General features: G+C 57.8%; 22 protein-coding genes. 17 read left to right on the plus strand and 5 right to left on the minus strand.

Going from position 1 to position 22,093, the window contains the following annotated elements:
• A complete protein-coding gene (locus tag MUY35_RS12390; protein WP_248368914.1) occupies positions 1 to 468 on the plus strand; it encodes a DUF805 domain-containing protein in 468 nt (155 codons plus the stop codon).
• Here MUY35_RS12390 and MUY35_RS12395 read toward each other — a convergent pair.
• Positions 465 to 719 carry a DUF167 domain-containing protein gene (locus MUY35_RS12395; RefSeq protein WP_248368917.1) on the minus strand — a complete coding sequence of 85 codons (255 nt, stop codon included), beginning with the start codon at positions 717 to 719 and terminating at the stop codon, positions 465 to 467. The two genes, MUY35_RS12390 and MUY35_RS12395, sit on opposite strands and share 4 nt — an antisense overlap.
• 77 nt (positions 720 to 796) lie before the next feature.
• On the opposite strand from MUY35_RS12395, the gene MUY35_RS12400 reads away from it, so the two are divergent.
• The 6 genes from MUY35_RS12400 to MUY35_RS12425 all read left to right on the plus strand — a co-directional run bounded on the left by MUY35_RS12400 (position 797) and on the right by MUY35_RS12425 (position 5,358).
• A complete protein-coding gene (locus tag MUY35_RS12400; protein ID WP_248368920.1) occupies positions 797 to 1,909 on the plus strand; it encodes a class II histone deacetylase in 1,113 nt (370 codons plus the stop codon).
• 98 nt (positions 1,910 to 2,007) lie between these two features.
• On the plus strand, positions 2,008 to 2,586 hold the full coding sequence (locus tag MUY35_RS12405; RefSeq protein ID WP_248368923.1) for a nitroreductase: 579 nt from the start codon (positions 2,008 to 2,010) through the stop codon (positions 2,584 to 2,586).
• Positions 2,583 to 3,272, plus strand: coding sequence for an EI24 domain-containing protein (locus MUY35_RS12410; RefSeq protein ID WP_248368926.1), 690 nt, complete (start codon positions 2,583 to 2,585; stop codon positions 3,270 to 3,272). Before MUY35_RS12405 ends, MUY35_RS12410 begins: the two co-directional genes overlap by 4 nt.
• 96 nt (positions 3,273 to 3,368) lie before the next feature.
• Entirely contained in the window at positions 3,369 to 4,001 is a 633-nt protein-coding gene (locus MUY35_RS12415; RefSeq protein ID WP_282569272.1) for a sigma-70 family RNA polymerase sigma factor, read from the plus strand.
• Complete coding sequence (locus MUY35_RS12420; RefSeq protein WP_248368928.1) at positions 4,001 to 4,636, plus strand: ChrR family anti-sigma-E factor; 636 nt, start codon at positions 4,001 to 4,003, stop codon at positions 4,634 to 4,636. The genes MUY35_RS12415 and MUY35_RS12420 overlap by 1 nt, the downstream gene beginning before the upstream one ends.
• Before the next feature lie 206 nt (positions 4,637 to 4,842).
• Positions 4,843 to 5,358 carry a fasciclin domain-containing protein gene (locus tag MUY35_RS12425; protein ID WP_248368930.1) on the plus strand — a complete coding sequence of 172 codons (516 nt, stop codon included), beginning with the start codon at positions 4,843 to 4,845 and terminating at the stop codon, positions 5,356 to 5,358.
• 110 nt (positions 5,359 to 5,468) lie between these two features.
• Here MUY35_RS12425 and MUY35_RS12430 read toward each other — a convergent pair whose 3' ends face one another.
• Entirely contained in the window at positions 5,469 to 6,194 is a 726-nt protein-coding gene (locus tag MUY35_RS12430) for an SDR family NAD(P)-dependent oxidoreductase (protein WP_248368932.1), read from the minus strand.
• Positions 6,191 to 6,964, minus strand: a complete 774-nt coding sequence (locus tag MUY35_RS12435) for a DUF1365 domain-containing protein (RefSeq protein ID WP_248368934.1) — start codon at positions 6,962 to 6,964, stop codon at positions 6,191 to 6,193. Before MUY35_RS12435 ends, MUY35_RS12430 begins: the two co-directional genes overlap by 4 nt.
• A gap of 170 nt (positions 6,965 to 7,134) precedes the next feature.
• On the opposite strand from MUY35_RS12435, the gene MUY35_RS12440 reads away from it, so the two are divergent.
• From MUY35_RS12440 to MUY35_RS12465, 6 genes are read left to right on the plus strand one after another with little or no spacing between them, the layout of a single operon-like run.
• Positions 7,135 to 8,466, plus strand: coding sequence for an FAD-dependent oxidoreductase (locus MUY35_RS12440; RefSeq protein WP_248368936.1), 1,332 nt, complete (start codon positions 7,135 to 7,137; stop codon positions 8,464 to 8,466).
• Positions 8,417 to 9,580: a cyclopropane-fatty-acyl-phospholipid synthase family protein gene (locus tag MUY35_RS12445; protein ID WP_248368938.1), complete on the plus strand. Its 1,164-nt coding sequence runs from the start codon at positions 8,417 to 8,419 to the stop codon at positions 9,578 to 9,580. Before MUY35_RS12440 ends, MUY35_RS12445 begins: the two co-directional genes overlap by 50 nt.
• Positions 9,567 to 10,076 (plus strand): hypothetical protein, encoded by a 510-nt coding sequence (locus MUY35_RS12450; RefSeq protein ID WP_248368940.1) that lies wholly within the window; start codon positions 9,567 to 9,569, stop codon positions 10,074 to 10,076. Before MUY35_RS12445 ends, MUY35_RS12450 begins: the two co-directional genes overlap by 14 nt.
• Before the next feature lies 1 nt (position 10,077).
• Positions 10,078 to 11,304 (plus strand): MFS transporter, encoded by a 1,227-nt coding sequence (locus MUY35_RS12455; protein ID WP_248368942.1) that lies wholly within the window; start codon positions 10,078 to 10,080, stop codon positions 11,302 to 11,304.
• The gene (locus tag MUY35_RS12460; protein ID WP_248368945.1) at positions 11,301 to 11,861 is read left to right on the plus strand and encodes a DUF3833 domain-containing protein; all 561 of its coding nucleotides are present in this window, start codon (positions 11,301 to 11,303) and stop codon (positions 11,859 to 11,861) included. Before MUY35_RS12455 ends, MUY35_RS12460 begins: the two co-directional genes overlap by 4 nt.
• Positions 11,862 to 11,900: 39 nt before the next feature.
• Positions 11,901 to 12,617, plus strand: coding sequence for a tryptophan-rich sensory protein (locus tag MUY35_RS12465; protein ID WP_248368948.1), 717 nt, complete (start codon positions 11,901 to 11,903; stop codon positions 12,615 to 12,617).
• Between the two features lie 8 nt (positions 12,618 to 12,625).
• Here the strand turns inward: MUY35_RS12465 and MUY35_RS12470 are convergent, their stop codons facing one another.
• Complete coding sequence (locus MUY35_RS12470; RefSeq protein ID WP_248368950.1) at positions 12,626 to 13,084, minus strand: Lrp/AsnC family transcriptional regulator; 459 nt, start codon at positions 13,082 to 13,084, stop codon at positions 12,626 to 12,628.
• 129 nt (positions 13,085 to 13,213) lie between these two features.
• On the opposite strand from MUY35_RS12470, the gene MUY35_RS12475 reads away from it, so the two are divergent.
• Both MUY35_RS12475 and MUY35_RS12480 read left to right on the plus strand, forming a co-directional pair.
• Positions 13,214 to 16,642: an indolepyruvate ferredoxin oxidoreductase family protein gene (locus MUY35_RS12475; protein ID WP_248368952.1), complete on the plus strand. Its 3,429-nt coding sequence runs from the start codon at positions 13,214 to 13,216 to the stop codon at positions 16,640 to 16,642.
• Positions 16,643 to 16,721: 79 nt separating this feature from the next.
• Positions 16,722 to 17,702: a glutathione S-transferase family protein gene (locus MUY35_RS12480; RefSeq protein WP_248368954.1), complete on the plus strand. Its 981-nt coding sequence runs from the start codon at positions 16,722 to 16,724 to the stop codon at positions 17,700 to 17,702.
• A 3-nt stretch (positions 17,703 to 17,705) separates the two neighbouring features.
• Here MUY35_RS12480 and MUY35_RS12485 read toward each other — a convergent pair whose 3' ends face one another.
• Complete coding sequence (locus MUY35_RS12485; RefSeq protein ID WP_248368956.1) at positions 17,706 to 18,164, minus strand: Lrp/AsnC family transcriptional regulator; 459 nt, start codon at positions 18,162 to 18,164, stop codon at positions 17,706 to 17,708.
• 114 nt (positions 18,165 to 18,278) lie between these two features.
• Between MUY35_RS12485 and MUY35_RS12490 the strand changes: the two genes are divergently transcribed.
• Positions 18,279 to 19,487, plus strand: coding sequence for a methionine gamma-lyase (locus tag MUY35_RS12490; protein WP_248368961.1), 1,209 nt, complete (start codon positions 18,279 to 18,281; stop codon positions 19,485 to 19,487).
• Positions 19,488 to 19,636: 149 nt separating this feature from the next.
• Complete coding sequence (locus MUY35_RS12495) at positions 19,637 to 22,039, plus strand: transketolase (protein ID WP_248368966.1); 2,403 nt, start codon at positions 19,637 to 19,639, stop codon at positions 22,037 to 22,039.
• Positions 22,040 to 22,093 lie beyond the last annotated feature (54 nt).

Below are 22,093 nucleotides of genomic sequence, written 5' to 3' on the forward strand. Positions count from 1 at the left end.
ATGAGCTTCATGGACTCAATTCGGACGTGTTTTTCGAAATACGTCACTTTTCAGGGCCGCGCCCAGCGGTCCGAGTTTTGGTATTTCGTGCTGTTCCTTTTCGTTGGGCAATTTGTTCTTGGCATGATTGACAGTTTTCTGTTTGGCACCGTGACAACCATTGAAGGTGGGTTCGAAGCGCAGACAAATACGCCAGTGCTATCTGGCCTGTTCGGTCTGGCGACATTGCTTCCCGCGATCTCGGTTGCAGTTCGTCGGTTGCATGACACGGATCGCTCCGGTTGGTGGTATTGGATCGCGCTTATCCCGCTGATTGGCACGATTATCCTGATCGTTTGGTTTGCCAGCAAAGGCACCAATGGTCCGAACAGCTATGGTGATGATCCACTAGGCGGAAGAGGGTATGGTGGATCTGACGATGGTAATTATGCCGCGTCGTCGATCCCGCGTGCGGGCGATCAGAGTTAATCCACCCGAAACGCCTTATCTCGCGATGTCGCGCCTTGCGTCAAAACAAGGCGCGATTTTGCTATGCCAAGGGCGTTTGCAAGTAGTTTCACAACGGCTTTGGTGGCCTTGCCGTCTTCGGGCACTGCGGTCACCGAAACACGCAGTTGGCCGTCGCGTTCCTCGACCTGATTGCGCGCGGCTTTAGGTGTGACGCGGACCGACAACAGCGCGCCGGGTTTTGCCAGATGGGACAGGTCGCCTTTCTTCATGGCGCTATCCTGTGGGGCAGGGCTGGACGATGCAAGCGCGCTGGGCCACTCTGCACCCAAAAATAGGAGCGCGCGTGATGACCAAGACCGGGTTTTTCTGGGACGAGAAATGCTTTTGGCATGCGGGTGGGAATTACGCTGGCAATCTGCCAGTGGGCGGATTGGTGCAACCACTTGCCGCTGGTGGCTTGCCGGAAAACCCTGAAACCAAGCGCCGCCTGAAAAACCTGATGGATGTGACCGGCCTGACTGGCGCGCTTCATACGCAGACCGCGCACAAGGCTGATCGCGACATGCTTGCGCGGGTGCATCCGACGACGTTTCTGGACGAGTTCAAACGCGTGTCCGACACGGGCGGAGGAGAGCTGGGCCTGCGCACCCCATTCGGGCAGGGCGGATACGAAATCGCAGCGCTGTCGGCGGGCCTTTCCGTCGCCGCGCTTGAGGCCGTTTTGAAAGGCCATGTGGACAACGCCTATGCGTTGTCGCGCCCGCCGGGCCATCACTGTCTTCCCGATTTCCCCAATGGGTTTTGCCTTCTGGCCAACCTCGCGATTGCCATACGCAATGCACAGTCCAAGGGGCTGGCTAAACGGTTCGTGGTGCTGGATTGGGATGTGCACCATGGGAATGGCACCGAGGCAATTTTTATTGAGGACCCTGATGTCCTGACCATCTCGATCCATCAGGAACGAAACTATCCGACCGATACCGGCGACGCAGAGGTGCGCGGCGAGGGGGCTGGCGCTGGGGCAAACATGAACATCCCACTGCCGCCGGGGGCCGGGCACGCCACCTATCTTGAGGCGATGGAGCGGCTTGTCATCCCCGCGATCCGCACCCATGAACCTGATGTGATCGTGATCGCCTGTGGTTATGACGCCGCGCTGATCGACCCGCTGTCTTGTATGCTCGCGACGGCCGATACGTTTCGCCAATTGACCCGCATGGTGATGGAACTGGCCGATGATCTGTGCGAAGGGCGGCTGATGATGGCGCATGAAGGCGGATATTCCGAGGTCTATGTGCCCTTCTGCGGCCATGCGGTGCTAGAGGAAATGTCAGGCGCCAAAATCTACGCCGCCGACCCGCTGGCTGACACTTTTAACGCGCGCCAACCCAACGAACGGATGGTTGGCGTTTTTTCGGACCTGATCACTGAACTGCGAGATTTTTTCAATGTTAAGTGACGTAACATCTTGACGTGGGCGACCTGACACACGACATGTGCCCTAAGCCAGCCGCAGAAGCGGCCAAGCCTGCATTTTGCCAGATCAAGGACAAAACCATGCCTGACCGCAACCAAGCTGCGCTGGATTTCCTGCTGACCCGCCGCTCGCGCCCCGCCAAAACGCTGACCGGACCTGCGCCTGATCGCGTCGCGCTTGAACCGATCCTATCCGCAGCCGCTCGCAGCCCTGACCATGGCAAGCTGGAGCCGTGGCGCTTTATCGTTTTGGAACAGGGTGCGATGGGGCGTCTGGCCGACCTCGTCGGCAGCCGCGGCGTGGCGTTGGGTGAGCCGCCCGAGCAGATTGCAAAAGCGCAATCGGCCTTTACCGACAGCCCGTTGGCGGTCGTGGTCGTTTCTGCGCCCGTATCCTCGCCCAAAGTGCCAAAAATCGAGCAGGTGTATTCTGCGGGGGCGGTTTGTCTTGCGCTTCTAAACGCCGCGCTTGCGTCCGGTTGGGGGGCGAATTGGCTGTCGGGCTGGGCCAGTCATGATCGCGTGTTCCTAAGCGAAGGACTGGGCTTGCAAGATCATGAAAGCGTTGCGGGCATCATTCATATCGGCACCGAAACAAGCGCGCCGCCGGAACGGCCACGCCCGGACCTGACCGCCATAACCACATGGGTAGACACATGATCCTTGAAGATTTCTTCCGCTCGGTTGGTCAGATGACCGACCCCCGGTTTCGCAATGTTCTGATGAAGGGGCTAGCTCTGACAGTCGGCCTGCTGATTGCGGTGACGGTCGCGATGACGTGGCTGGTGGGCTTTTTGGTGCCGGACACGTTGTCTTTGCCGTTCATCGGAGAGGTCTCGTGGGTGGACGGCATCGCTTGGTGGGCGTCGTTTCTTGCGATGATTGTCTTGTCCGTTGTCCTCATGGTGCCTGTCGCGGGTGCCTTCACCGGCATTTTTCTGGATGACGTCGCGGACGCTGTCGAGGCGCGGCATTACCCCGAACTCCCCCCCGCGCCCGACGTGCCAATGGTCGAGACGATCCGCGATAGCTTGGGCTTTTTTGGCGTGATCGTGGGCGTCAACCTGATCGCGCTGATCCTGTTTTTCTTTGTCGGCCCGCTGGCCCCGATCCTGTTTTGGGTGGTGAACGGCTATCTTCTGGGGCGCGAGTATTTCCAGATGGCCGCCATGCGCCGCGTTGGCCGCGCCGAGGCCAACCGCATGCGCGCGCGCCACAACATGCAGATCTGGTTTGCGGGCACGTTGATGGCTATTCCCTTGTCGATCCCGCTGGTGAACCTGCTGATCCCGATCTTGGGTGCGGCAACATTCACTCATTTGTTCCACCGCGTTTCGCGCAAATAGGGTTGCCAAAACCCCGATCAACCTAGCCTCACGATCAGATTGCAAAAAAGTATCTCGCAAAATGATCCGATATACACAGCGCCGCGTATTGAGGTTATGTTGACACTGAACCTTGATCCCCCGCCCCTCCGGCCACCCATGCCCTGTGTGCGTCGTCATGAAGGAAAACCGGTGTTGCAAAAGAAAACCGAGATTTCGGAGCAGACTGTCTGGATGCTCGCTGTTCGGGATAATCGTGATCGAGACGCATTTTGCGCGCTGTTTGATCATTTCGCGCCGCGCCTGAAAGGTTTCATCATGCGGACCGGGTGTTCTGCCGCGCAGGCGGAAGAGATTGTTCAGGACGTCATGCTAACGGTGTGGCGCAAGGCGGCGATGTTTGACCCGCACCGCGCGCAGGTGTCGGCGTGGATCTATCAGATCGCCCGCAATCGCCACATTGATGTTGTGCGCAAGGAAAACCGCCCGGTGCCGGACGAACTGGCAGAAGATCCCGGATCGGAACCTGACGCCAGCCAGATACTGGCGATCGAACAGGAAGCTGGCGAGTTGAAGAAAGCTTTGTCGTCGCTCAAACCCGAGCAACGCGAAATAATCGAGAAGGCCTATCTGGGCGAGCTGACACATCAAGAAATCAGCGACCAGACCGGCCTGCCACTTGGAACAATAAAATCCCGTATCCGACTTGGTCTGGAACGGTTGAGACATGAACTAAAGGGAATGCGATAATGTCCGCAATTACCCATCATATACCGGATGCAATTCTGGCGGCATACACCTCGGGCAGCCTTCCGCACCATTATGCAGTCGCGGTGGCCAGCCATGTGTCGCTGTGTCTGCAATGTCGCGCATCGCTGGAAGCCCATCAAAATATGGGTGGCGCGCTGTTGGATGCGACAGACCGTGTGGCCGTGTCCGGTCACATGAAGGCCGATTTGCTCGCGCAACTGGATGCGCCGGTGACGCCAGAGCCAGTCTATACGCGTCAGGGCATCTATCCACGTCCCGTGGTCGAGGCCCTGAAAGGCCAAGATCCACGCTGGAAATCCGTAGGTATGGGGGTTCGCCAGTCGATCCTTTCGGAAACGAAGGAAGGATCGGTTCGGTTGCTTTATATTCCCCCCGGTCAGGCCGTTCCCGATCACGGGCATAACGGGATGGAGATGACTTTGGTGCTTCAGGGCAGCTTCAGCGATGAGACCGGCCATTTCGGTGTCGGTGACATCGAGATTGCTAATGAAGACCTGGATCACACCCCCACCGCGGACCCCGGCGAGGCCTGCATTTGCCTTGCCGCGACTGACGCACCGTTGCGGTTCAATGCACTGATGCCGCGCCTTTTGCAGCCGTTCTTTCGAATTTAGGCCACCACTCAGTCCACCGTGTAACGGTACGAAAGAGCCAGCGTATCAGCGCTGGTTCTTTTTATTTATCAGGTGCTTAAAGGCAAATGCCTCACGTTTGCGTGACCCTGTGAAACACTGTGAACCACCTGCCGAACCCGTCCGTATTCCTAGCATGAGTAACAGTTAACCATGGGCACTTTGCCTGCCAACTAGGAGACCAACTTATGAAAAATACTTTCAAAACCGCCGCTGCCGCACTCGCTTTGACTATCGCTGCGAACACCGCCCATGCTGACAATATTGTCGAGATTGCCGCCGCGGACGAGCGTTTCTCGACCCTCGTGGCAGCCGTTGGTGCTGCGGGTCTGGCCGAAACCCTGTCCGGCCCCGGCCCCTTCACAGTGTATGCCCCCGTGAATGATGCCTTTGCCGCCCTTCCTGAAGGTACGGTTGAGACATTGCTGAAGCCCGAAAACAAAGGTCAGTTGACTGACGTGTTGTTGTATCACGTCGATGATCGGAAACTGACTGCCGGCATGATCCCGCAGGGCTCGAACTATTTCAAACCAGTGCTGACCAGTGCACGTCTGTGCATCACGGCTGGTGCTGATGGTGTGAAGATCGCGGACGGCACGGGCGAAATGGCGAATGTCATCATTGCCGACATTATGGCCGATAATGGCGTGATTCATGTGGTCGACAAAGTGCTGTTGCCCGGCGCGCGCCCTGCTTGCCACTAAGGCATAGAACAGGGGCGACAACCCGTTGGTAATAAAGATGCCGCCCGGTTTGGGCGGCATTTTCTTTTGTAGACCTATGGGCGCTGGCACAGACTAACGTTAGAGCAGCTTTATTTACCGCGATAGACAAGCAGGTCCGGCAGGTATTCCAACAGTCGCATCGCCCACGAAAAGGGTGCGGGGAAGTCGGTGCGAAAGCGGGTTTTACGCATCGCTTTCAGCACATGTTTGGCAGCGTCCTCGGGCGACATCAACATTGGCATCTTGAACGCGTTCTTCTGGGTCAGGCGGGTTTTGATGAAGCCCGGATTGACGATCCGAACCACAACGCCCGTGTCTTTCAGGTCAAACCGCATGGTTTCGGCCAAGCTGACGATGGCGGCTTTGCTTGCGCTGTAACCGATCGACGCCGGAAGGCCGCGATAGCCCGCAAGTGATCCGATCAGGGTGATGTCACCGCGTCCATTTTTGGTTAACGCAGGCACGACTTCGCCCATGACATGCATCGCGCCGATGAAATTGACGTTGCACATCATCATAGCTGATTTGCTGTCCCATTCGGTGGCACGCATCGGATCATAAGCGCCTGCGATATAGACGATCCCGTCAACCTCGCCAACTTTTTCGACCGCGTCGCGCACCATATCTGGGTCGGTCACGTCGATGGTCACGACGCGGGCATCTGTCAGTTCGTCCGCAAGACTTTGCAAGCGTTCCTCGCTGCGCGCAGACACGACCAACTTGGCGCCCTCTTTGTCCAGATCATGGGCCAAGGCACGGCCCAGACCTTCGCTGGCCCCGATCAGCCAATATGTTCTGCCGGAAAACTCAATCATTGCTCTGTTCCCTGATAGGTCTTGCTGTCAGACACCAATGGCTCGGGCGGGGCAGGCTTTCGCAGGAACGGCGCGCGCTTGAAATACAGGATCAATGCCTGCCAATAGATCAGAAATACGACGCGTAACGCCCCGAACGGACGGCGAAGCGCGGCCCATGCAAGCGATGCGTTGGTGGCGGGCCTGCGGTCGCCAGCCAGCGTTGCCAGCACACCTTCATCCCCGTTTTCATAAAGGATGCGAATGTCGAACTGATCATCGGTCATTCCAAAGTTGAAGCGGTATTGCCCTTCGACCTTCTGGAAGGGGGACACATGCATCATCTTTTCGGCAATGATCGCGTCGCGCTTTTCGATTGGGCTAAAATCCTCATGCGCGCAAAAATAGCAATGGCGGTGCCCAAATGTGTTGTTCACCTCGGCAATAAAAGCGCGCGGCGTGCCGTCTTTGGTGGCAATCCAAAAGCTGATCGGGTTGAAGTGAAACCCAAGAAAACTAGGTTGCGTCAGCAAGGTCAGGTCATGGTCCTTGGTATCTAAGCCGCGCTGTTCGAGCTCGTCACTGAACCAATCAAGACCCTGCCCATCACCGCGCGGGCCACCATGATGCTTGTCCCAAAGCGACCAAAGGTTAAATCGGTTGCGGGACAGAAGGGCGGGGTTGGTTTCGCTGGACAGGTCGCATAGCACGTAATCTACGCCATAGGTGAAGGCGTTTTTCAACTTGCCGCGGCGGGCATGCAGCGTGTGGGCTTGGATATGTTCGACCATCTTGCCCCTATTACGCATGAAACATGTGTTTGGATCACGAACAAATCAGGGCATTGATAAAAACTGTCAAACGGCGAAATGGTTGCAAGCCCATTTTTTTGTTAGTCTTTTTGATCCAAGCGGGTCAGGCAGCCGTAATCTTTCCATGTGGTTTTAAGGATGAGGCATCAATGCTCGACCAACAGCGTGGCCCGCGTAGAAAGATTGCGATTGTCGGAGGTGGTATTTCCGGCCTGTCCGCAGCGTATTATCTGTCGCCAAACCATGACGTCACGATTTACGAAGCTGCACCGCGTCTGGGCGGCCATGCACGCACAGTTATGGCTGGCAAGAATGGCGACCAGCCGGTGGATACCGGGTTTATCGTATTCAACTACGTGACCTACCCTTATCTAACGCGCCTTTTTCGCGAACTGGACGTGCCTGTCACCAAAAGCGAGATGAGCTTCGGGGCTAGCATCGACAACGGTTGGCTGGAATATGGTTTAAGCAATCTGAAATGCATCACCGCCCAACGGCGAAATCTGTTGCGTCCGCAGTTTTATAAGATGATCGCGGACATCGTCCGCTTTGGAAAACGTGCCGAGGAGGCTGCGAAGGACAACGACAAGACCATCGGTGAATTGGTGGACGAGCTTGGCCTTGGTCAGTGGTTTCGCAACAACTATCTTATGCCGATGTGTGGCGCGATCTGGTCAACGCCGGTGGACGATGTCGATCAGTTTCCGGCCAAATCCCTTGTTCAGTTTTTCCGCAACCACGCGCTATTGGCCGGTTTGGGCGAACACCAGTGGTGGACCGTCAAGGGCGGCAGCGTTGAGTATGTGAAACGGCTTGAGGCGGCTCTGCGCGCGCGGGGCGTCGACATTTGCCTTGGCGCGCCGGTGACCCGGGTCGAACGCATGTCATATGGCGTCACGGTTCAGACCGCCACGGGCGCGGACAAGGGTTATGACGACATCATTCTGGCCTGCCACTCCAATCAGGCGCTGGCCATGTTGGGTGACAATGCAACCGAGCTTGAGGCCAGTGCGCTTGGCCGCATTCGTTATCAGCCTAACAAGGCCGTGCTGCATTGCGACCCCGGCCAGATGCCAAAGCGAAAGGCCGCTTGGTCCAGCTGGGCCTATCGCTCGCAGGATGGTGATATTGGCGTCACCTATTGGATGAACAAGCTGCAGAATATCCCCGAAAGCGACCCGCTATTCGTAACATTGAACCCGTCCGCCCCTATCCCAGCGGACAAGATCTATGATCAGGTCGAGTTCGCCCACCCTGTATTTGATAAGCCCGCGTTGCAGGCTCAGCAGGAATTGCGCGCCATGCAGGGGATGAACCGGACGTGGTTTGCCGGTGCCTATCACCGCCATGGTTTCCACGAAGACGGCATCGCCAGCGCGATGCGTATTGTGCGGATGATCAACAAAGATGCTCCATCGAAAGGATCCGAAATTGCGTTTGACGAACAAAGCTCTGAAGTCGAAATTCCTGTCCACCTGTGAACGGTTGCGCGACGGGCAATTGACCCTGCGCACCCCGGAAGGCGACAGTTATCAGTTCGGCACGTCCGGCCCTGAAGCCGAGATGGTGATCCGCGATTGGGCCGCCGTGTCTGCGATGGCCGCGCATGGGCAGGTCGGGCTGGGCGAAACCTATGTGCAAGGCATGTGGGACACATCGTCGATCGAAACGCTGATGTCGGTCGCCATGCGCAACCGCGACCACCTTGGCAGTTACGATCAGGCGAGCGTTTTGAACCGTGCAAAATTCCGGCTTGTCGACACCATGCTGCGCGCGAATTCCCGCCGTGGGTCGCGCAAGAACATCCGCTCGCATTATGACGTCGGCAACGAGTTTTATCAGCTGTGGCTGGATGAGGGCATGACCTATTCATCTGGTATTTTTGCTGACGGCAGTGATGACCTGACCGACGCACAGACCCGCAAGAACGCGCGCGCGCTGTCCCGGCTTGGGGCGGGCGAACGCGTGCTGGAAATCGGCTGCGGTTGGGGCGGATTTGCCGAACATGCTACCCATGTCGGTCGTGATGTGACGGGCGTGACAATCTCGCGCAACCAACACTCCTACGCGGAATGCCGTTTGGATGGGCGCGCCGATATTCAACTGCGCGACTATCGCGACATCAACGGAAAATACGACAACATCGTCTCGATCGAGATGATCGAGGCCGTGGGCGCGCGCTATTGGCCCAGTTATTTCTCGGTTCTGAAGGACAATCTTGCAGAAGGCGGGCGGGTGTTGCTTCAGGCGATCACCGTCAAGGACAGCTTCTTTGAGACCTACAAAACCTCGTCCGATTATATCCGGCAGTATGTGTTTCCCGGCGGGATGCTTCTGTCTGAAAGTGTGATTGACGACCAAGCGCGCAAGGCAGGGTTGCAGGTGCAGGACAGTTTTGCCTTCGGTCAGGACTATGCCAAAACCTGCCGCATCTGGGCCGAACGCTTTACCGCTAAAAAGCGCAAGATTGCCGAGATGGGTTATGGCGAAGCGTTCCAGCGCAATTGGCAATACTACCTTGAGATTTGTGCCGCGTCCTTTGCCGTCGGCCACACAAACGTTGTTCAGGTGGAGCTGGCTCATGCTCATGCTTAGAACCCTGCTGACCTTGATCTTGCTGGCGGGAACGCCGGCGCCTGCACTGGCGCAAAGCAACGTTGCCGCTGTGGCGCTTCCGGGGGCTGAGGTGCGCGGCACCGCGACGCTGCGCTTTCTGGGGTTGCCGCTGTATCAGGCGCGGCTTTTCACTGTTGGCGCGGCGGCGTTGGACTGGAACAAGGATTTTGGGATCGAGCTGACGTATCTGCGCAACTTGTCACAATATGATCTGGTTGAGGCCACGATGCGTGAATTCAAACGCACCGGCGGCGCGCTGCCGTTAGAGGGTCAGTTGAACAAGTGTTTTGACGCGGTCAACAAAGGAGACCGCTATCTGGCCGTATCAAACGGCGTGGATAAGGTCGGCTTTTGGCGTAACGGCCAACGCACCTGCACACTGTCACATCCACAGATCAAAAGCCGTTTTATGGGTATTTTCGTGGGCGACAACACGCGTTCGAAATCCTTCACGCGAAAGCTGATTGGATCCTAAGATGGTCTATCCGCGCGTCAGCCTGTATGCCCTGATGCTGGCCGCGGCTGGTATCCCGCTATATATCCATCTGCCGCGCTTTGCCTCGGTTAATCTTGGGATTGGTCTTGGCGCGATTGGGGCGATATTGTTGGTCATTCGTCTTGTTGATCTGGTGCAAGACCCCCTGCTGGGCTGGGCCATTGATCGTTGGCCCAAAGCTCAAGCCCTGTTTGCAATGCTGGCCGCCGCCGGGTTGGCCATCGGCTTTCCGATTTTATTCGCGTTGCAGCCGGGTGGTTCCGTCACCTTTAGGCTGATCGCAGTGCTGGTGCTTTTATTTTCGGCCTATAGCCTTGGCATGATCCTTCTTTATGGGCGCAGCGCGACGCTTGCGAAGTCAACGGATGAACACGATCTGATGACGCTGGCCGCCTTTCGTGAAAGCGGCATGTTGGCGGGGGTGGTGATTGCGGCCATTGCGCCAGCAGTGTTCTTGGGGCTGGGAGCAAGTGGGCAGGGCTATCCTGCTTTCGGGTTATTTCTGGGCGCGCTTGCGATCGCGGTCGCCGTGATGAGCTTTCCGATCTGGCGTCGCACGCCGATCTTGGGCGAGGGCTTGACCTTTTCGGGTTTGGCCGGGGCTGGAGCGCTGCGCCTCTTGGTTTTGGCATTGGTCAATAGTTTGCCCGTTGCGGTGACGTCCACGTTGTTTCTGTTCTTCGTCGAAGACCGCCTGCAACTTCCCGGCAAAGCTGGCCCCCTACTGATCCTGTTCTTCTTGTGCGCGGGGTTAAGCGTCCCGCTTTGGACGCGCCTCAGCCGGCTTGTTGGAACCAAGATGACGCTCGTGATCTCTATGCCGCTGGCGATCCTTGGCTTTGTGGGGGCAGCCTTCCTTGCGCCCGGAAGCCTTGTTGGCTTTGCGATCATTTGCGTGGCCTCGGGTGCGGCTTTGGGGGCCGATATGGTGGTTCTGCCGGCGATGTTTTCAGTCGTGTTGACGAAGGCAGGGCTAAGCGCGTCAACGGCCTTTGGCATCTGGTCCTTCGCGGGCAAGTTGGGGTTGGCGCTTGCGGCGTTTGCCGTCTTGCCGCTGCTGGAACGCAACGGCTTTCAGCCCGGCCAAATCAACAGTGATGGCGCTTTGAACACGTTGAACATCGCCTATGCCGTCGTGCCCTGCATCCTGAAACTCTGCGCCTTCGGCCTTGTACTGGCGCTTCCTACTGAGGAGAGATACGAATGAAACTCCTGACCGCGCTTTTGCTACTGATCTTGGCCGCAACATTCGCCAAGACAGTGCTATTAAGTTTCCGCGCCCAAAGCCCGGATGATTATGCAGACACCGGCCCCGCTTTCTCGTTGAAACAGCACCTGTCAGGCACATTCGCCTCGGAAGGGCTGATCTATGGTCCCAAGGGAAAGCTGACCAACAGTTTCGTGGCCGAAATGGTGGGCGAATGGGATGGCGATACCGGCACGCTGACGGAGAAATTCACCTACTCCAACGGGCGCGAGCAGAACCGGAAATGGTTTTTGAAACTGGGCGAGGGCAACACATTCACCGCCACCGCTGACGACATTGTGGGCGAGGCGCAGGGCGTCGTGTCAGGCTCGACCGTGTCGATGCGCTACCAGATTGTTTTGCCGCCAGAAGCAGGCGGCCATACCCTGACCGCGACCGATTGGCTGTACCTGACACAAGACGGTGTCATCATGAACAAGTCGGAAATGCGCAAGTTTGGACTGAAGGTGGCTGAGTTGATCGCCACCATGCGCCCAGTGCCGGGCGTACAGCCTTAACCCCAACCCCACCACCCGAATATCGAACAAGAGAGTATTATGTCACGCCCCGCACCCCTTCTGGCCATAGCCATTCTGGTCCTGTCGATTGTCTTCATGCTGTCGCCGCTGTTCAGCAGTAATTTCGCCGGCTATTCACCCGACCAGTTTCCCACCAAAGAAACCTTCTGGCCGGTGCAGCCCGCGGGGTGGGCGTTTAGCATTTGGGGTCTGATCTATGTCTGGCTGATTGTCGGCGCGGCTTGGGGGCTTTTGAAAGCACCAAACGACGCCGATTGGCAACGCATGCGCGGCCCCTTGATGATCAGTCTGGCGTTGGGCTGCTTCTGGATCGCGGCGGCGAATGCCTCGCCCATTTGGGCAACCGTGATCATCGTCGTGATGGCTGTGACGGCGATCCTTGCGATGTTGCGCGCGGGGCCGCAAGACCCTTGGTGGCAACTTCGCCCCGTCGCCCTTTACGCTGGATGGCTGACGGCTGCGACCGGCGTGGGTGCGGGTGTTGTCTTGGGCGGGTATGAGGTTCTGTCACCGCAGGTCGCCGCACTGGTTATGCTGGTGATCGTGCTGATCGTTGCGCTTTATGTGCAATCGTTGCGTCGCGGGGCGTGGTCCTATCCCCTCGCCATCATCTGGGCGCTGTTCGGGGTCATTGCGGCCAACTGGCCTGCGCAAAACTGGGCTGTCATTGGCGTTGCGGTTGTGGGCATTGTGCTGCTGGGCGCGCGCGCCGTCTCAGGTCTGCGCACAATTTAACCCGCACCTCAAACCGGAATGTTTGAGTATTTCTTGATATCGCGCAGCACCACATTGGTCTGCGCGCTTTCCACCGCTTTCAGTTTGAACAGAAAGCCTTCAAGGAAAGCATTGAAACCCGACAGGTTGTGGCACAACACACGCAGGTGGTAATCCGCCTGACCGGTTGTTGCGAAACATTCGACCACGTCCGGACGGCGGTTCACGGCCTGAATAAACTCCTCGACTTTTTCGGGATCATGGCGGGTCAGTTGCACGTGCACGATGGCCTGAAAGCTTAGTCCGGCCTTCGCCGGGTTCACGATCGCTCCGTAACGTTCGATTATCTGCGCCTCTTCCAACGCACGCACCTTGCGCCAACAGGCCGAGGTCGACATCCCGACCGCATCGGCGAGGTCGGCATTGGAAATTGTGCTATCCTTTTGCAGCAATTCGAGAATACGGCGGTCTTTTTCGTCAAGCTTCATGGGTGGAGTTTCCAGAATTCAAGGCATTCGCGGTATGTCCTGCCAAATATCGTAATTCACTCGGTCAATAAAGGTATGAACCACCAGCCCTGATGGAATACCATGGAAAAGATGCCAGGAGGGCCCGCCATGTCACGCCAAGACACCGCATTTTCAACCTATCAATTGTCAGACCGCTATGCCCGCCCGTCCGGCCGCGTTTTCCTGACCGGAACACAGGCGCTGGTGCGCATCATGCTGGATCAGGCGCGGCGGGATCAGAAGGTCGGGCTGAACACCGCAGGCTTCGTTTCGGGCTATCGCGGATCGCCGCTTGGCGCGTTGGATCTTGAGTTGTGGCGCGAGAAGAAACGCGTGGCGGATAACAACATCACCTTCCTACCCGCCGTCAATGAAGACCTTGGCGCGACCGCTGTTCTGGGCGCGCAACAAGCCAGTCTGGACCCGGACTGCGAGGTCGAGGGCGTCTTTTCCATGTGGTACGGCAAAGGGCCGGGGGTTGATCGGTCTGGCGACGCGTTGAAACACGGCAACGCCTATGGCTCGGCCCCCAAAGGTGGCGTTCTGGTGGTTGCGGGCGATGACCACGGCTGCGTCTCCTCCTCGATGCCGCATCAATCGGATGTGGCGTTCATGGCGTGGTTCATGCCCACGCTGAACCCGGCGTCTGTGGGGGAATATCTGGCGTTTGGCGAATACGGCTTTGCATTGTCGCGGTTCAGCGGCACATGGGTCGGGTTCAAGGCCATTTCGGAAACAGTCGAATCCGGCCAGTCGGTGGAATTGACCCCCGACCGCGAATTCTCGTTTCCAGCCATCGACCTGCCGCCCGGCGGATTGCATGTGCGACAGGCCGACCTGCCCAGCCCCGAGATTGAGACGCGCATTGGCCATAAACTTGACGCCGTGCGCGCCTTTGTCGAAGCCAATCCGATTGACGAACCCATATACGACATTGCTGACGCGAAGTTCGGGTTTGTCACCACCGGCAAGGGCCATCTGGACTTGCTAGAGGCACTGCGCCTTCTGGGCGTGGACGAAGCAAAATGCCACGCGTTGGGCATCGATATTTACAAGGTCGGTATGGTTTGGCCGCTTGCCCGCCGGGATGCGTTGCGCTTTGTACGCGGCAAGGCCGAAGTGCTGGTGGTCGAAGAAAAACGGGGCATCATCGAAAGCCAGTTCAAGGAATACTTCTATGACTGGCCGGGCGACAAACCCAACCGCATGGTGGGCAAATATGACAGCCAAGGTGAGCCCTTGATCCCTTGGACAGGAGAGCTTAGCCCGCTGATGCTGGTTCCCATCGTGGCCGCGCGGCTGGATCAGGTTTTTCCATGCGAAAACTTCACCACGAAAGCCGCAGCACTGTTGCAACAGCCGCCCTGTGTGCTGAAAACTGAAGGTGCGTCGCGCACGCCCTATTTCTGTTCCGGCTGTCCGCACAACACGTCAACCAAGCTGCCCGATGGCAGTTCTGCCGCTTCCGGTATTGGTTGTCATGTGATGGCCAGCTGGATGAACCGCAACACGGTCGGCTATGCCCAGATGGGCGGCGAGGGCGTGCCTTGGGTCGCCACCTCCAAGTTCAACGGTGGCAAGCATATCTTCCAAAACCTTGGGGAAGGTACGTGGTATCACTCCGGCTCCCTCGCGATCCGGCAGGCCATCGCTGCGGGCACCAATATCACCTATAAAATCCTTTATAATGATGCGGTTGCGATGACCGGCGGGCAGCCCGTGGATGGTCCGATCAGTGTCGCGGGTATCGTGCAGACTTGTCGCGCCGAGGGGGTCGAGCGGATCGCGCTGTTGTCCGACGACATCAGCAAATTCTCGCATTCAGATTTCCCAAAGGGCACGACTTTCCACGACCGATCCGAGCTTGATCAGGTACAGCGCGAATTGCGCGACATTTCCGGCGTCACAGTGCTGGTCTATGAACAAACCTGCGCCACGGAAAAACGCCGCCGCCGCAAACGCGGCACGATGGCGGACCAGAAAACCGTCCCGTATATCAACCCGCTGGTTTGTGAGGGCTGCGGCGACTGCTCGGTCGAGAGCAATTGTCTAAGCGTCGAACCGCTGGACACCGAGTTCGGGCGCAAGCGGAAGATTAACCAGTCCAACTGCAATAAGGACATGTCCTGCCTGAATGGGTTTTGTCCCAGCTTCGTCACGATCGAAGGTGCGACCCGTCGCAAGCGTGATCCTTTGAAGCTTGATGTGGCGGCAATACTTCAGGATGTTGCGTCGCCCAAGCTGCCAAACATCTCGAACCCGTTTGACCTGTTGGTGACGGGTGTGGGCGGAACTGGTGTGGTGACAGTTGGTGCGTTGATCACGATGGCTGCCCATCTGGAAGGCAAGGGGTCAAGCGTGCTGGACTTCACTGGCTTTGCCCAGAAGTTCGGCACGGTTCTTAGTTATATCCGATTGGGTGACTCGCCCAAAGCTGTGCATCAAGTGCGCATCGACAAAGGGTCGGCGGATGCGGTGATCGGCTGCGATATGGTTGTATCTTCTTCGCCCAAAGCGTCGGTGCATTACCAGCCCGGCACCAAAGTCGTTTTGAACCGAGCCGAGATGCCGACGGGCGATCTTGTCCTGTCGCGCGATGCAAGTCTGCAAATTGACGTGCGCGAAGCTGCGGTCAAGACGGCGGTCGGGGCGGAAAACGTTGCAGGATTCGACGCGAACCATGCCGCAGAAACCCTTTTAGGCGATACCGTGTATGCCAATGTCATCATGCTGGGCTATGCGTGGCAAATGGGTCTTGTGCCGGTGTCGGAGGTCGCGCTGAAACAGGCGATCCAACTGAACGCCGTGAAGGTGCCGGAAAACACGCGCGCCTTCGATCTTGGCCGTGTTCTGGCCGCCGCACCCGATCGCGTGGCGTTGGATGATCCGAAACCATCAGCGGATCAAAAACCGGCGGATCTGATTGAGGCGCGTGCGGCTTTCCTGACGGACTACCAGAACGCGGCCTATGCTGACCGCTATCGACTGACCCTTGCGAATTTTGCGGCACAGTTGCCGGATGGATTGCGGGCCGATTTGCTTTCTGCTGCGGCAAAAAGCCTGTTCAAACTTATGTCCTATAAAGACGAATACGAGGTGGCGCGGCTGCACACGCAAATGGGGTTCGCCGACCAGTTGAAGCAGGAATTTGAGGAAGGGTATTCAGTGAAATACCACTTTGCGCCGCCCCTTTTGCCGCTGGGCAAGGATGCACGCGGACGTCCGCGTAAACGTGCCTTCGGGCCGTGGATGCGCCCGGTCTTAACGGGGTTGGCCCGACTGAAGTCCTTGCGTGGCACCATGTTTGACCCGTTTGGCTATACAGCAGAACGCCGCGAGGAAGTGGAGTTGATTGCATGGTATGAAAACGGATTGCGGACGATGTCGGGCCGGGTCAGTGAACACAACGCAGATGATGTGCGTGAGTTCCTGTCTGCCCCGCTTGAGATGCGCGGATACGGCCGGGTTAAGCGGGCGTCGGTGGCTGAGGTCAAGCCGCAAGCTGACGCAGCGCTGAACCGCATGTTGTCTGCCTAGTCTGAAGCCTGTACATTCCGACGTTCTTGGACTTTGCGAATTAATGCTCGTGTCCGGGTGAACCAATAAGGAGCATGGCATGGGTTTGCTGCAAGACGGTAAGTGGGTCGACCAATGGTATGATACGAAGTCCAGCGGCGGGCGGTTTCTGCGCAAAGCCCCGCAGTTTCGCAACTGGGTCACGGCTGATGGATCGGCAGGGCCAAGCGGCGAAGCAGGTTTCAAGGCCGAACCGGATCGCTATCATTTATATGTTTCGCTTGCCTGCCCGTGGGCGCATCGCACACTGATCTTGCGTGCGCTCAAGGGGTTGGAAGGCATGATCCCGATCTCGATTGTTCATTGGTATATGGCGCAGGATGGTTGGACCTTTCAGCCGGTTGACGGATCGATGCCCGACACCGTCAACGGGGCGCAGTTCATGCATCAGGTCTATACCACCGCGCAATCAGATTACTCGGGCCGGGTGACGGTGCCTGTTCTTTGGGACAAGAAAAACAAGACGATTGTTTCCAATGAGTCTTCCGAGATCATCCGCATGTTCAACGCGGCTTTTGACGGTGTCGGCGCTACGCCGGGCGACTACTATCCCGCGCCGCTTAGAGATGAAATCGACACCCTGAACGACCGGATTTATAGCACCGTCAACAATGGCGTTTACAAGGCCGGGTTTGCCACTTCGCAAGAGGCTTACGAAGAAGCCGTCGTGCCGCTGTTCGACACTTTGGACGACCTTGAAAAGCGGCTGTCCACGCAACGATACCTGACCGGCAGTACCATCACCGAAGCTGACTGGCGCCTGTTCACCACGCTGGTTCGGTTCGACCCGGTCTATGTCGGGCACTTTAAATGCAACCTTCGCCGGATTGTCGACTACCCGAACCTGTGGGGCTATGTGCGCGATCTTTATCAACAGACGGGCATCGCTGAGACGGTGGATATGGTGCATATCAAAAACCACTATTACGCCAGCCACGACACAATCAATCCAAGCGGTGTTGTACCGAAAGGGCCGGATGTTGATTTCAACGCGCCACATGATCGCGCGAAGCTGGCGTAAAGGCTATTCGACGGTCGGGAAAACTGCGGTTTTCTTGACCGTCCCATAGACAAAACTGGTGTCGATCGAGGCGATGCCTCCGATTGGATGGATGCGATTGCGGATGAAATCCTCATACGCATCCAGATCAGACACCACGACGCGCAATTGGTAATCCGTGGCCCCGGTCAGAACATGGCATTCCAGCACCTCGTCAATCGACATAACGCGCCGCTCAAAGCGCTGCACGTCCTCGGCGTTGTGACGTTCCAGCCGGATGCGGACAAAAACCGTGATCGGCAAACCATAGGCTGCCGCGTCCGCTTCGACGGCAAAGCCGCGAATGGCACCCGAACTTTCAAGATTGCGCAAACGGCGCAGGCAAGGCGACGGCGACAGGTTCACAGCCTCGGCCAGATCCTGATTGGTCATGCGGCCGTTCTGCTGCAAAGCGCGAATAATTTGACGATCTTTTTGATCCAACTGCGACTCCTTTGGCAGGAAATGCTAATATTGATGTCAAAAGTGGCATAATTCGCAATCTCTGCAAAGCCCGAATCCGGTACGATTGTAGCAAGACTTGAAAAGGAGCTTGCCATGTCCACGTCCGCCAAGACCGGTTTTGCCACACGCGCCATCCACCACGCCTATGACCCGCAGGATTACGAAGGGGCGCTGACGCCTCCGCTTCACCTGACATCTACTTTCGCGTTTGAAACAGCCGAAGCGGGCGGCGAGATGTTTGCGGGCGAGCGTCCGGGCTATATCTATTCGCGCATCTCAAACCCAACCTGCGATCTGCTGGAACAACGCATCGCGACGTTGGAAGGGGCCGAGGCCGGGTTGGCCTTGTCGTCGGGCATGGGTGCAATCACCGCGACCCTTTGGACGCTACTTTCGCCCGGGGACGAGGTTATCGTGGACAAGACGCTTTATGGCTGCACCTTCGCCTTCATGCAGCACGGGCTGGCGAAATGGGGCGTGAAGATCACACATGTCGACATGACTGACCCGGACAACCTGCGCACCAAAATCAGCGACAAAACCCGCGTGGTGTATTTCGAAACACCCGCCAATCCGAACATGCGGTTGGTGAATATCGCGGCGGTGTCGGATATCGCGCACGCGTCGGGCGCGACGGTGGTGGTGGACAACACCTATGCCACGCCATACCTGACCCGCCCGATTGAACATGGCGCAGATATCGTGCTGCATTCCGCCACCAAATATCTGGGGGGCCACGGTGACGTCGTGGCTGGCCTCGTGGTCGGCACGTTAGAGCAGATCACCGAAATCCGCCTTGTTGGTATGAAGGATATGACCGGCGCTGTGATGGCACCTTTCAATGCGATGTTGATCCTGCGCGGTCTGAAAACACTGGCGCTGCGGATGGATCGGCATTGTGCTTCGGCCATGACATTGGCCAAGTGGTTAGAGGCTCATCCGTCGGTGAATGTGGTGCATTTCCCCGGACTTGAAAGCTTCCCCCAACACGAAGTCGCCAAAGCTCAGATGGACCAATCTGGCGCAATGATTGCGTTCGAGGTGGACGGAGGCCTTGCTGGTGGCATCGCAATGATGAACCGCCTGACGATGATCCAGCGCGCTGTATCACTTGGTGATGCGGAAACGCTGATCCAGCATCCGGTCTCGATGACCCATTCGACTTACGCACCCGAAGAACGCGCTGAGCATGGTATCTCGGACGGGCTAATCCGCTTGTCTGTCGGGCTGGAAGAGGTTGAGGATATTCTGGCTGATCTGGATGCCGCGCTGACCCCGGTCATGCGACACGCCGCAGAATAAGCTGGCGTCCGGGCGGTGTGGGCCGCCAGATGCGACTTGCAACATTGATCGAAAATGCCGGTATGCAGCATCAGACACCTGCCATACCATAGCGTCGTCGCGCGTGCCTAAGCCGCGCATGACAGACGCTTAGACCAAGGGACAACGCCATGACGCCGCAGGACGCCGCCAAACAGACCGCAGACATCCAGCATCTCAAGACCATCGAACAACGGCTTTTGTGGCTGTCGCATTGGATGATCCACCACGCCAACCATATCCGCCCGAAGGCGGACGGGATCAAGATCGGCGGTCATCAGGCGTCGTCCGCATCCATGGTGTCGATCATGACGGCGTTGTATTTTTCGACCCTAAAGCCCGAGGATCGGGTGGCGGTGAAGCCCCATGCAAGTCCGATTTTTCATGCGATGCAGTATCTGATGGGCAGTCAGACGCGCGAGAAGATGGAGAATTTCCGCGGCTATGGCGGCGTGCAAAGCTACCCTTCGCGCACCAAGGATATCGACGATGTGGATTTCTCGACCGGGTCGGTGGGGCTGGGCGTGGCGATCACGTCGTTCGCCTCGATAATTCAGGATTACATCACCGCTAAGCCCTGGGGCAAAGACGCGCCGATGGGTCGGATGGTGGCGCTGGCGGGCGACGCAGAGCTGGACGAGGGCAATATCTATGAGTGCCTTCAGGAAGGCTGGAAGAACGACCTGCGCAACACGTGGTGGATCATTGATTATAACCGCCAATCGCTTGATGGTATCGTGCGTGAAGGTCTGTTTGAACGGGTCGAAAAGATCTTTGACGCTTTCGGCTGGGACGTCGTGCGGATCAAACATGGCGTGCTGCAACGTGCGGCGTTTGCAGAGCCGGGCGGCGAGGCATTGCGCGACTGGATCGACGCCTGCCCGAACCAGCAATATTCGGCGCTGACCTATATGGGCGGCGCGGTTTGGCGCAAGCGTCTGATGGATGATCTGGGCGATCAGGGGGACGTGACCGCGTTGATCGACCGGCGCACGGACGACGAACTGGCGGACCTGATGGAAAACCTTGGCGGCAACTGCGTTGAGACAATGGCCGAGACTTTCGCCGCCATTGACCACGACCGCCCGACCTGTTTTCTGGCCTACACGATTAAGGGTTGGGGCACACCGATTGCGGGCCACAAGGACAACCACGGTGGGTTGATGAACAAGACGCAGTTTGCCGAATGGCAGGCCGATATGAGTGTGCCCGATGGGCAGGAATGGGAACCGCTTGCGACCGTCGACGACCCCGCCACGCTTCAGAATTTTCTGGCGAGCGTGCCGTTCTTCGCCAAAGGCACACGGCGGTTTGCCGATGACAAGCTGGACGTGCCAGCGATTGAGCTGAGCGCGGATCGCGAGATTTCGACCCAGATGGCGTTTGGCAAGGTGTTGGATGATCTGTCGAAAGGCGACAGTGATCTGGCGGCTCGGATCGTGACAACCTCGCCCGATGTGACGGGCACCACCAATCTTGGTCCGTGGGTAAACCGGCGCAAACTTTTCGCCCGCACCGCGCAGGCCGATGCGTTCATCGAACACCGTATTCCGTCGACCGCGAAGTGGGAATTCACACCCGAAGGCCAGCATATCGAGCTGGGCATTGCCGAAATGAACCTGATGCTGCTGCTGGGTGCGGCTGGGCTGAGCCACAGCCTGTTTGGCAAGCGGCTGATCCCCATTGGCACGGTCTATGACCCGTTTGTTTGCCGTGGCCTCGATGCGCTTAACTACGCCTGTTATCAGGATGCGCGGTTCTTGTTGGTTGGCACGCCGTCCGGTGTGACGTTGGCACCCGAAGGCGGCGCGCACCAGTCTATCGGTACGCCCCTGATCGGCATGTCGCAGGACGGGCTTGCCGCGTTTGAACCTGCTTTTGCTGATGAGTTGGCGGTGATCATGCAATGGGCGTTCGACTATCTGCAGCGCGACGGCGAGGGCGATCCTGACGAGCGCACGTGGCTGCGGGACGAAACCGGTGGCAGCGTCTATTTGCGCCTGACCACCAACCCGATTGAGCAGCCGGGCAAACGCCACGACGATGCGTTCCTGCAAGGGGCCATCGACGGGGCATATTGGCTGCGCAAACCGGGTCCGAATTGCGAGGTGGTGATCGCCTATCAGGGGTCCGTCGCGCCCGAGGCAATCAAGGCAGCTGGCATGATCGGCGAAGGTCGTCGCGACGTTGGTGTGTTGGCGGTGACGTCGGCGGACCGTCTGAACGCAGGCTGGACCGCCGCGCAACGTGCCCGCGCACGTGGCAATACCAGAGCCATGTCTCATATCGAGCATTTGATGCAGGTTCTGCCACCGCATTGCAAGCTGGTGACGGTGATTGACGGACACCCCGCGACGCTTGCGTGGCTGGGCAGCGTCGTCGGACACCAAACCATTCCGTTGGGGGTCGAACATTTCGGCCAAACCGGGACAATCGCTGATCTTTATCGCCACCACGGCATTGATGCCGAGGCGATTGTCGAAAAGGTTCACGGCCTGACTGCTGGCAGACCCGTCCGCACGCCAATTTCGTAGCACCCGTGCCGCGCTGCAACGCAAACGCTGGCGATTTGCCAAACGCGGCTTGCA

The organism is Aliiroseovarius sp. S1339, assembly GCF_023195695.1.
In the GTDB taxonomy this organism is placed as follows: Bacteria; Pseudomonadota; Alphaproteobacteria; order Rhodobacterales; family Rhodobacteraceae; genus Aliiroseovarius.